Genomic DNA, 13,790 nt, shown 5'->3' with positions numbered 1-13,790 from the left:
CTTTAGGCGTACACTTGCTCGTCGTGAGCACATCCACCCGCCGCGACGCCGTCGAGAACCGCGCCGGCATCCTGAGCGCGGCCACCGCCGCCATCGGTCACGACCCCCGCGCGTCGATCGACACCATCGCCCGCCGCGCCGGCCTGTCGCGACGCGCCCTGTACGGGCACTTCGACGATCGCAACGCCATCGTCCGCGAGGTCATCGCCGCGGGCGCCGCGCGCTTCAACGCCATCGCCGCCGACATCGACGACGCCGATTCCCGCGTCGCGCTCGCGCGCCTGGCATCCGAGCTCTGGCGCGAAGCCGCCCACGTCCAGGCAGCGGCCGCCCTCGCCCTCGACGACGCCCACCTGCCCGAGACCTCCGCCGCCCTCGCTCCGCTGCGCCGCCGCATCCATCAGATCGTGCGCCGCGGACAGGACGCCGGCGAGCTGCGCACCGACCTGCCCGCCCCCACGCTGTCGCGCCTGCTGGAGGAGACCGGGCGGACGGTCGTCTCCCGCGTGGATGCCGAGAGCTCCACGGCACGCGAGATCGCCGTCTGCGCCGTGCTCGGCATCGCCGGGCTCTCCTGGACCGAGGCGCGCCGCCTGCTCGCCCAGCACCCCGACCTGGCGACGTCGTGAGGGTCGTCGTCGACGCCGTCGCGAAGGGCCGCAGCGCCCTGCCCGCGACCACGACCGCGTTCGAGACCGGGCGGGCGAGTCTCGTCGTCGCCGAGACCGAGCAGCGCCCCACGGTGCTCGGTCTCATGGCATCCGGTCGCATGAAGATCGACTCCGGTTCCGTCACCGTCGACGGCCGCGTGGACGCCCGGAGCCTCCGTCGCCGCGTCGCGCTCGTCGACGCACCGGTCGTGTCGGAGCCGGAGCCCAACGTGTCGGTCATCGGCGTCGTCGCCGAGGAACTCATGTTCGCCGGTCACGCCCCCACCCCGTTCGCCGCCGCACGGTGGCTGGAGGGCATCGGCCTCGACGCGTCCGCCGCGCTGCCCATCGGCAACGTCGACCCGAGCGTGCGCATCCGGCTGCTGCTCGAACTGGCCGCGCTCAGAAAGGACGTCGAGGGACTCGTGCTCGTCGCGCCCGACCGCCACGGTGGAGAACCCCTCGCCTGGTGGGCGATCGCGCAGGAGTTCGCGGAGCGCGGCTACGCCGTCCTCGCCATCGCCGGACAGGCGTCGCGCACCGCCATCGAGGCCGCGGAGGTCGTGCGATGAAGATCCCCCAGATGATCGCGGCGGAACTGCGCCGCCTCACCTCCACCCGCATGGCGGTGATCGCCCTCGTCGCCCTGCTCGCCGTGCCGATCCTCTACGGCGGGCTCTACCTGTGGGCCAACCAAGACCCCTACGGCAACCTCTCGAGCGTCCCCGTGGCGCTCGTCGTCGACGACCGGGGCGCAGAGGTGAACGGCCAGCAGCGCAACCTCGGCGGCGAGGCGGCGGAGCAGCTGCTCGACGGCGACACGTTCGAGTGGCACCGGGTCACCTCCGACCAGGCGGATGACGGCCTGCAGGCGGGCGACTTCGACTTCGTCGTGACCCTTCCGGCCGACTTCACGGATGCCGTGGCCTCGCTCTCGAGCGACAGCCCGCGCCAGGCGGACATCGAGCTGCGCACCAACGACGCGAACAATTACCTCGCCTCCACCATCGGCACGCAGGCCGTGGCCCGCATCCAGACGTCGGTGGCGCAGAAGGTCACCGACGAGGCCGGGCTCACGCTGCTCGACGCGCTGCACACGATCCGCGTGAAACTCGTCGACGCCACGACCGGGGCGACGCAGCTCGTCGATGCTCTGGCGACGGCGAAAGACGGCTCGGCACAGCTCGCGAGCGGTTCGGCCGCCCTCGCCGACGGCTCGGCGCAGCTCGCGGACGGCACCGCACAGCTGTCGACCGGTGCGAACCAGCTGCGCGACGGCACGGCCCAGGTGAGCGACGGCGCGGCGCAGGTCGCCGACGGCGCGCAGCAGGTCGCCGGCGGAGTGGACCGCATCGACGAAGCCGCCCGGCGGGTGGGGACGGCGGCCGGGGATGCCGCGGCCCAGCTGCCCCAGGCACGGGACGACATCGCCCGGGCGCTCACCGACGCAGGCCTCGACCCGGCGCGCATCGACGAGATCCTCTCGCGCCTCGACCCGGTCGCCGAGCGCCTGTCAGCGGCGAACGGACGCGTGCAGGACACGGTGGATCAGATCGACCGGCTCGACGCCGGCGCCCGCCAGGTCGCGGACGGAAGCGCTTCCCTCGCCACCGGAGCCGCGGCTGCGGCCGATGGTGCGTCCGCCCTGGCCGACGGCGCGGGCACCGCGGCATCCGGTGCCGCCCAGCTCCGCGACGGCTCGGCGGAGCTCCGCGACGGAGCGTCGCAGCTCGACGGCGGCATCGCCCAGCTCTCGACCGGGGCGTCGCAGCTGCGCGACGGCCTCGCGGCGGGGGTCGAGCAGATCCCGGACGCCGACGACGCGACGCGCCAGGCGCAGGCCCAGGCCATCTCCGATCCCGTCGCCGTCGGCACGAGCGCGGTGACCGCGGCGCAGAACTACGGCGCGGGCCTCGCGCCGTTCTTCGCCGCGCTGGCCGGCTGGATCGGCATCTACGCGCTGTTCCTCATCGTCAAACCCGTCTCCAAGCGCGCGATCACGGCGCTGCGCTCCCCCGTGCGGGTGACGTTGGCGGGCTGGCTCGCACCGGCCGGTCTCGGCGCGCTGCAGATGGTGGGGCTGTTCACCGTGCTCGCCATCGCGCTGCAGTTCTCGTTCGCCAACCCGGCGGCGGCCCTCGGCATCCTGATCTTCGCGTCGGCGACCTACGCCGCGATCGTGCTCGCCCTGAACGTCTGGCTCGGCTCGGTGGGACAGTTCCTCGGGCTCGTGCTCATGGTGCTGCAACTCGTCACCGCCGGCGGCACGTTCCCGTGGCAGACGCTGCCGGCGCCCCTCGCGGCGCTGCATCACGTCCTGCCGATGGGATACGTCGTGGATGCCATGCGCCAGGTCATGTACGGCGGCGACGTCGCGCGGGTCGGGTCGGATCTGCTGGTGCTGGGCGCGTGGATGGTCGGCGGCGTGCTGGTGGCGGCGATCGGCGTCACGCGCATGACGCACCACCGCACGCTCCGAGACCTGCAGCCGAGCCTGATCGGCTGACGTCGTGTCAGGTGGCGTCGACGCGCTCGATCGAACGCGTGAGCGGTTCCCGAGCGTGTCGACGGCATCGAAACCTTCGCCCGTCGTGATGGCGTCGCCGCCCCGAGGTCACCGGCAACCCGCACCCGCCTCGATCCGCCGCGGCGCCCGGCGTCGGGCGGGGCGGGCGACGACTTCCGCGAGCAGGCGGGCGAAGGCGTCACCGACCACTTCCGGGCGCAGGCGCCGAGACCGTAGGAGGGCGCGCCGCGACATCGCGGCTCGTACGTCGCCGTCGACGAGAAGGGTCGTCAACGCGGTCACCACGCCCTCGGTGTCGCCGGGAGCGACCAGGATGCCGCCGTCACCCACGTAGTCGCGGGGGCCGTAGCAGACGTCGAAGGCCACGACGGGGAGCCCGCTGGCCAGCGCCTCGCCGATGGCGAGGTTCTGGCCCTCGAAGGAGCTCGTGCACAGGAACGCGGAGGCGTCGGCCATGGCCTCGGGGATCCGGTCCGAGAAGCCGTGCAGGCGGACGCTCCGCGTCACGCCGCGAGCGTCGATCAGCGCCTGCAGGGACGAGCGGAGCGGCCCATCGCCGTAGATGTGCAGCTGCGCGTCGGGAACGCGCTGCAGCACGAGCGGCCAGGCCGCGATGGCGGCATCCACCCGCTTCTGGTCGACCAGCCTGTTGACCATCACGACCCGACGGCCCCGCGGCCGGTGCGACCCGGCTTCGGGGTCGGGGGCGACGGGTGTCGGGAGCGCGACGAATCCGTCGTGGGCTCCGAAGCGCCCGGCCACGTCCGCCTCCTGCGACGCGGTGGGCCAGATGACGGCGTCGAAACGCGGGAGCAGGTCGAGCCATCTGCGCCAACCGTCGTCTCGGACGGTGGCCTCCGGCCCGCAGGGGACCTCGAGGTGAGAGTTGTGCACGGTGTGCACGATGCGCACGTCCGGGTCGTCCCAGTCCGCGATCAGCTCGCCGAGCTGCTTCGACTCGCAGATCACGACGATGCAGCGTCCGTCGTCTCCGGCGCGCTCCCGAAGCTGGGTCACCACCCTCCTCAACCACGTGAGGTAGAGCCCGCCGAAGCCCGCGACGGTCCGGTCGCCGACGGGACCGCGGACGACGACCGCTGCTTCGGTCAGGTGCCAGCCCGGGTCGTCGCGGATGACGGGGAGGGAGACGACCTCCCGTCCGTCGTCGTCGACGACCGCCCGATAGGCCGCTTCGGGGTCCGCCCGGCCGTCCTGAGCCTGCTCGTACAGCCACGTCGGGTCGCGGCGGATCTCGTCGAAGAGGTTCCGGACGTCGACGTCCGGCCCCGGGTCGCCGTGGAAGGCCTGCCGGTTCTCCCTCTCATGCTCGTCGGCATCTCCGACGTCGAACGTCAGCAGGACGGGTCGGTCGACGCCGATGGCACGTAACAGGCGGACGCGGGAGGCGACCGCGACGGCGTACCCGCCATCTCTCCGGGGCGAGAGACGGCTGGTGAGAACGACGAAGTCGGCGTCGGGGGGCGCGAGCATTTTCAGATCCTGACCGGGGGAGAGTCGACGTGGACGCTATGCGAAGGAGAGCGGGCGGTCCAGGCCATTGCTCCTGCGCTCCGTTCGTGCAGGAGCCATCGCGGGCCGGTCGGAACCTCCCGGACGGCACCTGCGGGAAGGGGAACGGCCGACTCCTCGGGTGAGAGCCGGCCGTTCGTTCGGGGAGGCCTCAGGGGGAGCGGCCGAAGCGGGAGGGGAAGTCTGCGTGCACGTCCACGATGGTGGCGGGGTCACCCAAACGGACCCCTCACCGAACCTTGGGCGTGCCTATGAACGCGGGAGACTCCCCCGTCGGTCTGGCACGTCTACGTCCAAGTGCCCCGGTGGCTTCGACAGGCTCAGCCACCTCCGCGCTGAGCCCTGTGAGCGAGCGAGGCCGCGCCACCAGAGACGGCAGAGCCCCCGGAGACCGCTGCGCCTCAGAGGCCCCTGAGGCCCCCGAAGACCCCTGAAGCCCCCGAGGTCCCTGACCCCCCGGAGACCCCTGAGGCCCCCGGACGTCCCCGAGGCCCCCGGAGGCCCCCGGAGGCCACCGGACATCCGCGAGGCCCCCGGAGGTCCCTGAGCCTGTCGAAGGGCCCCGACCCCTCCGACCGGTCACCGCCCGCCGTCACACGGGCAGCCGCACCTCGAAGACGGTTCGCCCGGGAGCGCTGTCGACCGCGATGGTCCCGCCGTGCGCCTCGGTGATGGCCTGGGCGATCGAGAGCCCGAGACCGGTGCTCCCGGCATCCCGGTTGCGCGAGTCGTCGCCGCGGGCGAAGCGGTCGAACAGGCGCTCTGCGATGCCCGGATCGATCCCCGGGCCGGTGTCGGCGACGCGCAGCACGGCCTCGCGTCCCTCGCGGGCGAGCGAGAGCGTCACCGTGGTCCCCGCCGGGGTGTGGGTCTGCGCGTTGCGCAGCAGGTTCGCCACGACCTGCCGCAGCCGGTTCTCATCGCCGGTCACCGAGATGAGGTCGTCGGTGACGTCGAGGCGCCACTCGTGCGTCGCGTCCGCGGCCTGGGCGTCGCTGACGGCGTCGACGGCGAGCAGCGTCAGCTCGACCTCTTCGCGGCGCAGCGGCTGTCCGGCATCCAGTCGCGCCAGGAGCAGAAGATCGTCGACGAGCGATGCCATGCGCTGGGCCTCCGACTCGATCCGGTCGAACGAGCGGGCCTGCGTGGGCGTCATCGGCGCGTCCTCGCCGAGCGAGAGCTGCGCGTAGCCGCGGATGCTGGCCAGGGGCGTGCGGAGCTCGTGGCTGGCATCCGCGATGAAACGGCGAAGCTGCTCCTCGCTGTGCTGCCGGGCGGCCAGCGAGGACTGCACGTGCCCGAGCAATCCGTTGAGCGACGCCCCCACCCGTCCCACCTCGGTCGCGGGGTCGGTGTCGGAGGGGGCGACCCGATCGGGGATGTCGACGCTGCCCGCGCTCAACGACAGCGTCGACACGCGCTCCGCGACGCCCGCCACCCGGTCGAGCGGGCGCAGGCTCCGTCGCACGAAGAGCGACAGGCCCAGGATCGCGATGAGCAGGGTCACCGCCGAGACGGCGACGAGGATCGCGGTCAGCGCCGAGGTCGTCGCGGTGACGTCGGACTGCGAGCTGCCGGCGTAGACGGAGACGCCGTCGTCGGTGGCCGCCGCCACGCGGAACGCGCCGAGGTCTCCACCGAGATCCACGGTCGCGGGTGAGCCGTCGGTCGTGACCGCCGAGCGCAGCAACGCGACCTGTTCGTCGCTCAGCGCGACCTCGGTGCCGTCCGCCCGCGTGTAGCCCGAGCGCTCGACGGTGCCGTCGTCGTCGACGACCGCCTGCAGGGTGCCGATGCGGGGCGCGGGGTTCGCGGCATCCATCCCCGGGGGCCGGTCCCCGCCGCCGCGTCCCCCGAAGGTGTCGCGACCCACCGCGAACGACAGACCCTCGCGCACCTGCTGGTCGAGGCGGTCGAGGGCGAAGGAGCGCAGCGCCAGGATCGTCGCCAGGCTCATCGCGACGAAGGCGAGCGCGACCAGCACGCTCGTCCCCACGACGAGCGTGCGGCGCAGCGTCCAGCGACCGCGGGTCACGGCGCTTTGATCGTGTAGCCGACGCCGCGCACGGTGTGGATGAGCGGTTCGCCGAGGGTGTCGATCTTCTTGCGCAGGTACGAGATGTAGATCTCGACGACGCTGCCGTTGCCGCCGAAGTCGTAGCTCCACACCTGATCCAGGATCTGCGCCTTGCTCAACACCCTGCGCGGGTTCTGCATCAGGTAGCGCAGCAGCTCGAACTCCTTCGCGGTGAGTTTGATCGGGATGCCGCCGCGCTCGACCTCGTACGATTCCTCGTCGAGCGAGAGATCGCCCACGCGCAGCCGTGGGTCGGCGTCGGCGACGGCTGCGACGTGGCGGCGGGCCATGCCCCGCAGCCGCACGATGACCTCTTCGAGGTTGAAGGGCTTCGTGACGTAGTCGTCGGCGCCTGCCGAGATCCCCGCGATGCGGTCCTCCACGGCATCCTTCGCCGTCAGGAACAGCACGGGTGCGTCGTTGCCCGCCGCCCGCACGCGGGTCAGCAGTTCCATGCCGTCGAGCCCCGGCATCATGATGTCGAGCACGAGCAGGTCGGGTGCGAACTCGCGGATGACGCCGAGCGCCTCCTGCCCGTTCGCCGCGGTGCGGGCGTCCCACCCCTCGTTCTGCAATGCCATGCGCAGCAGGTCGCTGAGGTTGGCCTCGTCGTCGACGACGAGCACACGGATGGGCGAGCCGTCGGGGCGGGCGAGGGGGGCGGGGCGCAAGGTCACGAGAGCCAGCATGCACGCTCCCAGGCCCCGGAGTCACGCGACATACCTCCTTCATAGCAACGGTGAGGGAGCCGTGAGGGTGCCGTTCCTACCGTCGCCTGAGACGGCCGCATCCCGCGTCCGGAAGGAGAACCATGTTCGGCACGTACCTCCGGCGCGAGCTCGCCGGCCGCACCAAGCAGACCGTGATCGTCGCGGTGGGACTCGCGATCGCCATCGCGCTGGTCATCGTCGTCAACGCGCTCTCGGCGGGCGTGCGCGATGCGCAGTCGCAGGCGCTGTCGTCGGTGTACGGCGTCGGCACCGACCTCACCGTCACCGGCGCCCAGACCGAGCCCGGGCAGGGCGGCGGGGGTCCGCGCTTCGACTTCGGCGCCGACGCGGGAACGACCACCGACGGGACCACGACGCTCAGCCAGTCACGGCTGGTGACCGACATGCGGCGCGGCACGCTCGACGCCTCCGCCGTCACCACCGTCGAGGGCCTCGACGGCGTATCGGCCGCCACCGGCGCGCTGGCGCTGACGAACACCACGTTCTCGGGGCAGATGCCCGACCGTGGCACGCAGACCGGAACGACGCAGGGCGAGGGGATGCCGCAGCAACCGCCGACGGGTGGAGGCCCGGGCGGCGACGGCGACGGCGGCAGCGCCTTCGGTGTGGACTCGTTCAGCGTGCTGGGCGTCGACCCGGCGGCATCCGTCGGTCCGCTCTCGTCCGTCACCGTCTCCGAGGGTCGTGCCCTCACCGCCTCCGACGCGGGCACCGATGTCGCGGTCGTCGATGCGACCTACGCGGCGAGCGCCGGACTGAGCGTCGGCGGCACCGTCGACGTCGCCGGTACCGCGATGCAGATCGTCGGGATCGTGGCCTCCGCGTCGGCCGATGCCGACACCGCCGCCAACCTCTACGTCCCCCTCGACGTCGCGCAGACGCTCGCCGGAGTGGGCGACGTCGTGTCGACCGTGTACGTGCAGGCCTCGTCGGCGGATGCCATCGACGCGGTGCAGAGCGAGATCACGGCCGCGCTCCCCGACGCCACCGTCAGCTCGCAGTCCGAGCTCGCCTCGACCGTCTCGGGTTCGCTGTCGAGCGCGTCGTCGATGATCTCGAATCTCGGCACGTGGCTGTCGGTCGTCGTGCTCCTGGTCGCCCTCGCCCTCGCGGTGCTGTTCACGACGTCGGGTGTCGCCCGCCGGACGCGGGAGTTCGGGACGCTCAAGGCCATCGGGTGGTCGAACGCGCGCATCGTGCGCCAGGTCGCGGGCGAATCGCTCGCGCAGGGTCTGATCGGCGGCGTCGCGGGCCTGATCCTCGGGCTCGGCGGCATCCTGCTGGTCGATGTCGTCGCGCCGACCATCTCGGTCGGCGGCCAGGCGACCGGCTCTGGCCAGGGTGGCGAGGGCTTCGGTCCCGGCGGACCCGGCGGCTTCGGTCAGGCGGCGTCCCAGGCCACCGACATCGTGCTCAGCGCTCCCGTGACGCCGGTGGTCGTCGTGGCCGCCGTCGGCATCGCCGTGCTCGGCGGTGTGCTCGCGGGCGCCTTCGGCGGCTGGCGCGCCGCCCGTCTCAGTCCCGCCGCCGCCCTGCGCTCGGTCGCGTGAGCGGCATCCCCCGTCCTTCGAAGGAGACATCATGACCCTCACCGCCTCCACCCTGACGACGACCGCGTACAGCCTGCGAGGCGTGACGCGCACCTACCGCCAGCGCGACCGCACCGTCCAGGCGTTGGCCGGTGTCGACCTCGACATCGCCGCGGGTGACTTCGTCACCGTCCAGGGCCCGACCGGCGGCGGCAAATCCACGCTGCTGCAGATGCTCGGAGCCCTCGACCGTCCCTCCAGCGGGTCCGTGACGCTCGGCGACCTCGACATCGCGGCCGCCTCCAATGCGCAGCTCGGGCGGATCCGGGCTGAGGAGATCGGCTTCGTCTTCCAGGGTTTCAATCTCATCCCCACCCTCACCGCCGCCGAGAACGTCGATATGGGTCTGGAGCCCCTCGGCCTCGATCGCGCAGAACGGCGGCGGCGGGTGACGCACGCTCTGGCCCGGGTCGGGCTGGACGACCGCGCCGACCACCGCCCGGGCGAGCTCTCGGGCGGGCAGCAGCAGCGTGTCGCGATCGCCCGGGCCGTGGCCAAGCAGCCACGCGTGCTGCTCGCGGACGAGCCGACGGGAAACCTCGACGAGCGCATGCGCGACGAGATCCTCGACGTGCTCGAGGCGCTGAACGCCGAGGGACTCACGCTCGTCGTCGTGACGCACGATTCCGCCGTCGCCCGTCGCGCCCGCCGTCGCCTGCGTCTGGCGAAGGGAGTGGTCACCGACATCACGCGCGACTGACCCGTCGCCCCATCGTGACGAGCGGAGGGCGAGGGACCGGCGGAGGGCCACCCCCGTGGCATCCCCCTCCGCTCGTCCCTCCCCCTCCGCTCGTCCCCCTCGCATCGCCCCCGCCGCGCATGAGCTCAGCGATTCGCGCGAAGTCAGGCGCCATGCCCCGGATGCCACGGAGGTTCTGCGATTCGCGGAGGTCATGCGCGAGAGCAGCGCCCGTCCACACCACACCCCCGGGTGACGTCGACCGGCTCAGCCTCCTCCCCGCCGGAACCCACCGCACCCCGTCAAGGCCCGCCGAGCCCTCGGCATCCACCCCTACAGTCGAACCACCCCGACCGAACGGATGCCATGGCCGCCCGCAACACGCGACTGATGCACTGCACCCCCGACGACCTGTTCGCAGTGCTCTCCGACGGATGGCTTTACCCCGTGTGGGTCGTCGGAGCGGCGCGCATGCGCGACGTCGATCCGCAGTGGCCGCGCGAGGGGTCGCGCATCCACCACTCCCTCGGCGTCTGGCCCGTGATGATCCACGACGAGACCGAGATCGTGGAGTGGAATCCCCCGCACCGGCTCCGCCTGCGGCCGGAGGGCGGCATCCTGGGTCGCGGGGTCATCCGCATCGACGCCCGCCCGCATCCGGTGGGAGCGGCCGTGACGATCGTCGAAGAGCCCGTCTCGGGCGCCGCCTCCCTGCTGCCCGCGCTCATCTGGAGGCCGATGCTGACCCTGCGCAACCACGAGTGCCTCAACCGCCTGGCGTTCCTGGCCGAGGGCCGTCGCGCGGAGCGCGAGGCCCGCGAGCTCGATCACCGCACCGAGACGCCCGAGCCTCGTGAGGGCACCGCGTCGCCCCAGGCCCGCGAGGACATGCGCGAAGCCGGCATCTGACCCGCGCATCGCGTCACCCGCGGGAAGCACCCCCGGGCGGTGCACGCATCTCGCACGATCCGGCGATCCGGCCCCCGCGCCGCCGCCACCCCGGGCGTCACGTCACCGCGCATCCCGCACCATGGACCCTCAGCGCTCCGGACGCGTCTCCGTGCCGGTCGAGCCGGGCTGCTCGGTGCTGTGGCGCAGCTCGTCGACGTAGAGGTTCGCCTCGTCCGTCGTGCGGTTGCGGTACGCCGCACGGCCCACCATGTGCGCGGCCAGGGGTGCCGTGGCGAACTGGATGAGCACGATCGGGATGCCGAAGGCGAGCGCCTCCCACGACCGCAGTGACAGCTCCACCGCGACCACGATGAGCAGCACCCCGAGCACCTGCGGCTTCGTCGCCGCGTGCAGGCGCGTCGGCACGTCGCGCCAGCGCAGCAAACCGATGGTCGCGGTCAGACACAGCACGGCGCCGATCAGCACGAGCACGAGCGCGAGGGTGTCGAGAACGGCCTCGATGGTCATCTCGGGTTCTCCTTCCGCGCGACGAAACGGGCGACGGCGATCGACCCGAACACGCCGATGGCCGCGATCACGAGCATGGCCGGCAGCGATTGCGTGTGCTGGTTGATCACCATGTCGGCGCCCAGGATGCAGACCACCTCGGTGAGCAGCACGTCGGCCGCGACGGCACGGTCGAGGATCGAGGGGCCGATGACGAGGCGGATGAGCGCCAGCACCGCCGCGGCGGCGAACGCGACCAGGATGAGGACGATGAGAACGGTGGTCACGGCGAGGTCCTCCGCTCTCCGGGGGGCGCGTCGGCGTCGTGGGCGGAGCTGTCGGCAATGCGCGCCTCCAGCTCCAGGAGCTCTTCCTTCGACCCGACGGCACGCGTGATCCGGGCTTCCCACCGGAGCACGACGCGGCGCTGATGCTCGGCATCCTCGTCACTGCGCACGCCGATCGTGTGCAGGAAGAGCGTGCGGTTCTCGCGGTCGACGTCGACGATGAGCGAACCCGGGATGAGGGATGCCGTGACCGCCGTGTGCGCCATGATGACGTCGTCGTCCACGCGGAGCGGGACCGCGATGATCGCCGCCCCGGGTTGCCGGCGGAAGTCGAGCACCTGCCAGGCGACGATGAGCGATCCCTTGACGACCGCACCGAGGAAGGTGATGACGAAGACGAATCCGTACCAGAGGTTGATGCGACCCGACAGCTCGACCGGGGGGAGACGGTACACGCGCGTGACGAAGACGGCCATGACCAGGCCGGTGATCAGGGCGAGCCAGGTGAGCTGGCCCCACAGCAGCATCCACAATGCCACCAGCCACACCAGTAGCGGCAGCTGATGCAGGAACAGCGAGACCTGCGAGCGACGCGACGGGCTCATTGCTCGCCCGCCTGTTCCTGCAGCTGCACGAGGCTGACGCCTTCGGCGATCGTCTCACCGGCGCGCAGGCACATGTCGAGCAGCGGACCGGCGAAGACCGTCAGCGAGAGGGTCACCACGACCATGCCGGCGGTCGCGAAGGTCATGATCCGGGGGATCGTGCGGCGCTCGGTCGAGATCGTGGCGGCGGGGGCGTTGCCGAGGTAGGCGATGCGCTCGGTCGTCTCGGCCGAGTCGTCGTCCTCCCGCCAGAACGACAGGTTCCACGCCCGCATGAGGGCGTACAGGGTGAGGATCGAGGTCACGATCCCCCCGACGATGAGCACCATCATGACGGGGGTGCCCACCTGGGCCGCGGCGTCGAACAGTGCGTACTTGCCGATGAAGCCCGAGAACGGTGGGAGACCGCCGAGGTTGATCGCCGGGATGAAGTACAGCACCGCCAGTAGGGGCGCGGCGCGCATCAGACCCTTCACCTTCAGGATCGACGTGCTCCCCGCACGGCGCTCGATGAGCCCCACGGCCAGGAACAGTGTCGTCTGGACGATGATGTGGTGGACGATGTAGTAGATCGTCGCCCCGATCGCCAGGGGCGTGTTGATGGCGAGTCCGAAGATCATGTAGCCGATGTGGCTCACGAGCGTGAACGACAGGATGCGCTTGAGCTCGGCCTGCGCGACGGCGCCCAGGATGCCGACGATCATCGTCGCGAGCGCGACCATCATCAGCAGGAAGTTCAGGTCGTTCGCCACGAACAACTGCGTCTCGGTGCGGATGATCGCGTAGACGCCGACCTTTGTGAGCAACCCCGCGAACACCGCGGTGACCGGCGCGGGGGCGGTCGGGTACGAGTCCGGCAGCCAGAACGACAGCGGGAAGACGGCGGCCTTGATCGCGAAGGCGAGCAGCAGCAGCAGGTGCAGGATCGTCTGCGTGTCCTGCGGCAGCAGGGCCATGCGCTCGCTGATCTGCACCATATTGACCGTGCCGAGGGCGCCGTAGACCATCGCGATCGCGGCGAGGAACAGGATCGACGACACCAGGGAAACGACGATGTAGACGACGCCGGTGCGGATGCGAGACTCCGTGCCGCCGAGCGTGATCAACACGTACGAGGCGACGAGCAGGATCTCGAACCCGACGTAGAGGTTGAACAGGTCGCCCGCGATGAAGGCGTTGAAGATGCCCGCACCCAGGATCAGGTACGCCGGGTAGAAGATCGAGACCGGGGTGTCTTCGTCGTTGTCGGCGGCTCCCTGACCGATCGAGAACAACAGCACCGCGAGCAGCACGATGCTCGTGATGACCACGAGCAGGGCTGCGAGCACGTCGACGTAGAGCACGATGCCGAACGGAATGGCCCAGCCCGCGATCGCCACCGCGATGGGACCGCCGGAGTCGACGGCCACGAGCAGGACCGCGCCCAGCACGAGCACCGCCGCCAGCGAGGCGACGGACACGACGATCTGCACCTTCTTGCGGCGCCCGAAGACGAGGTTGATCGCGGCACCGATGAGGGGGATGCCGACGAGGAGGGGTACGAGCGCGCTCACGGGCGATCACCGTCCTGGGAGTCGCGGGGGTCGCCGTCGCGGGGTGCCTCGGCGCGGGGTCCGCCGGCACGGGGTCCGCCGGCACGGGGTTCAGGCGCACCGGGTTCAGGCGCACCGGGTTCGCGGGCACCGGGTTCATGGGCACCGGGCTGATCGCGCTGCAC

Annotated in this window: 13 protein-coding genes; 6 read left to right on the top strand and 7 right to left on the bottom strand. The window is 71.6% G+C overall.

What is annotated here, in order from left to right:
• The first annotated feature begins 23 nt into the window (after positions 1 to 23).
• Genes QRO03_RS06645 through QRO03_RS06635 form a run of 3 tightly spaced genes read left to right on the top strand, consistent with a single transcriptional unit; the run spans position 24 to position 3,156 of the window.
• On the top strand, positions 24 to 629 hold the full coding sequence (locus QRO03_RS06645; RefSeq protein ID WP_285136731.1) for a TetR/AcrR family transcriptional regulator: 606 nt from the start codon (positions 24 to 26) through the stop codon (positions 627 to 629).
• Entirely contained in the window at positions 626 to 1,222 is a 597-nt protein-coding gene (locus QRO03_RS06640; RefSeq protein WP_285136730.1) for a hypothetical protein, read from the top strand. The genes QRO03_RS06645 and QRO03_RS06640 overlap by 4 nt, the downstream gene beginning before the upstream one ends.
• Positions 1,219 to 3,156 carry a YhgE/Pip family protein gene (locus QRO03_RS06635; RefSeq protein ID WP_285136729.1) on the top strand — a complete coding sequence of 646 codons (1,938 nt, stop codon included), beginning with the start codon at positions 1,219 to 1,221 and terminating at the stop codon, positions 3,154 to 3,156. The genes QRO03_RS06640 and QRO03_RS06635 overlap by 4 nt, the downstream gene beginning before the upstream one ends.
• Before the next feature lie 108 nt (positions 3,157 to 3,264).
• Here QRO03_RS06635 and QRO03_RS06630 read toward each other — a convergent pair whose 3' ends face one another.
• The 3 genes from QRO03_RS06630 to QRO03_RS06620 all read right to left on the bottom strand — a co-directional run bounded on the left by QRO03_RS06630 (position 3,265) and on the right by QRO03_RS06620 (position 7,473).
• Positions 3,265 to 4,668, bottom strand: coding sequence for a glycosyltransferase (locus QRO03_RS06630; RefSeq protein ID WP_285136728.1), 1,404 nt, complete (start codon positions 4,666 to 4,668; stop codon positions 3,265 to 3,267).
• Positions 4,669 to 5,299: 631 nt separating this feature from the next.
• Positions 5,300 to 6,742 carry a sensor histidine kinase gene (locus tag QRO03_RS06625; RefSeq protein WP_285136727.1) on the bottom strand — a complete coding sequence of 481 codons (1,443 nt, stop codon included), beginning with the start codon at positions 6,740 to 6,742 and terminating at the stop codon, positions 5,300 to 5,302.
• Positions 6,739 to 7,473 (bottom strand): response regulator transcription factor, encoded by a 735-nt coding sequence (locus tag QRO03_RS06620; RefSeq protein WP_285136726.1) that lies wholly within the window; start codon positions 7,471 to 7,473, stop codon positions 6,739 to 6,741. The genes QRO03_RS06625 and QRO03_RS06620 overlap by 4 nt, the downstream gene beginning before the upstream one ends.
• 122 nt (positions 7,474 to 7,595) lie before the next feature.
• Here QRO03_RS06620 and QRO03_RS06615 point away from each other — a divergent pair, with 122 nt between their 5' ends.
• The 3 genes from QRO03_RS06615 to QRO03_RS06605 all read left to right on the top strand — a co-directional run bounded on the left by QRO03_RS06615 (position 7,596) and on the right by QRO03_RS06605 (position 10,692).
• Positions 7,596 to 9,065 carry an ABC transporter permease gene (locus QRO03_RS06615; protein WP_285136725.1) on the top strand — a complete coding sequence of 490 codons (1,470 nt, stop codon included), beginning with the start codon at positions 7,596 to 7,598 and terminating at the stop codon, positions 9,063 to 9,065.
• A 31-nt stretch (positions 9,066 to 9,096) separates the two neighbouring features.
• Positions 9,097 to 9,804 (top strand): ABC transporter ATP-binding protein, encoded by a 708-nt coding sequence (locus QRO03_RS06610; RefSeq protein ID WP_285136724.1) that lies wholly within the window; start codon positions 9,097 to 9,099, stop codon positions 9,802 to 9,804.
• 345 nt (positions 9,805 to 10,149) lie between these two features.
• The gene (locus QRO03_RS06605) at positions 10,150 to 10,692 is read left to right on the top strand and encodes an SRPBCC family protein (protein WP_285136723.1); all 543 of its coding nucleotides are present in this window, start codon (positions 10,150 to 10,152) and stop codon (positions 10,690 to 10,692) included.
• 129 nt (positions 10,693 to 10,821) lie between these two features.
• Here the strand turns inward: QRO03_RS06605 and mnhG are convergent, their stop codons facing one another.
• From mnhG to QRO03_RS06585, 4 genes are read right to left on the bottom strand one after another with little or no spacing between them, the layout of a single operon-like run.
• Positions 10,822 to 11,202: a monovalent cation/H(+) antiporter subunit G gene (mnhG, locus tag QRO03_RS06600; RefSeq protein ID WP_285136722.1), complete on the bottom strand. Its 381-nt coding sequence runs from the start codon at positions 11,200 to 11,202 to the stop codon at positions 10,822 to 10,824.
• A complete protein-coding gene (locus QRO03_RS06595; protein ID WP_285136721.1) occupies positions 11,199 to 11,468 on the bottom strand; it encodes an MrpF/PhaF family protein in 270 nt (89 codons plus the stop codon). Before QRO03_RS06595 ends, mnhG begins: the two co-directional genes overlap by 4 nt.
• Positions 11,465 to 12,073 (bottom strand): Na+/H+ antiporter subunit E, encoded by a 609-nt coding sequence (locus QRO03_RS06590; protein WP_285136720.1) that lies wholly within the window; start codon positions 12,071 to 12,073, stop codon positions 11,465 to 11,467. Before QRO03_RS06590 ends, QRO03_RS06595 begins: the two co-directional genes overlap by 4 nt.
• Positions 12,070 to 13,626 (bottom strand): Na+/H+ antiporter subunit D, encoded by a 1,557-nt coding sequence (locus QRO03_RS06585; protein ID WP_285136719.1) that lies wholly within the window; start codon positions 13,624 to 13,626, stop codon positions 12,070 to 12,072. Before QRO03_RS06585 ends, QRO03_RS06590 begins: the two co-directional genes overlap by 4 nt.
• Positions 13,627 to 13,790 lie beyond the last annotated feature (164 nt).

This window comes from Microbacterium sp. lyk4-40-TSB-66, assembly GCF_030209475.1.
Classification (GTDB): Bacteria; Actinomycetota; Actinomycetes; order Actinomycetales; family Microbacteriaceae; genus Microbacterium.
This window is presented reverse-complemented; position numbering and strand designations above follow the sequence as displayed.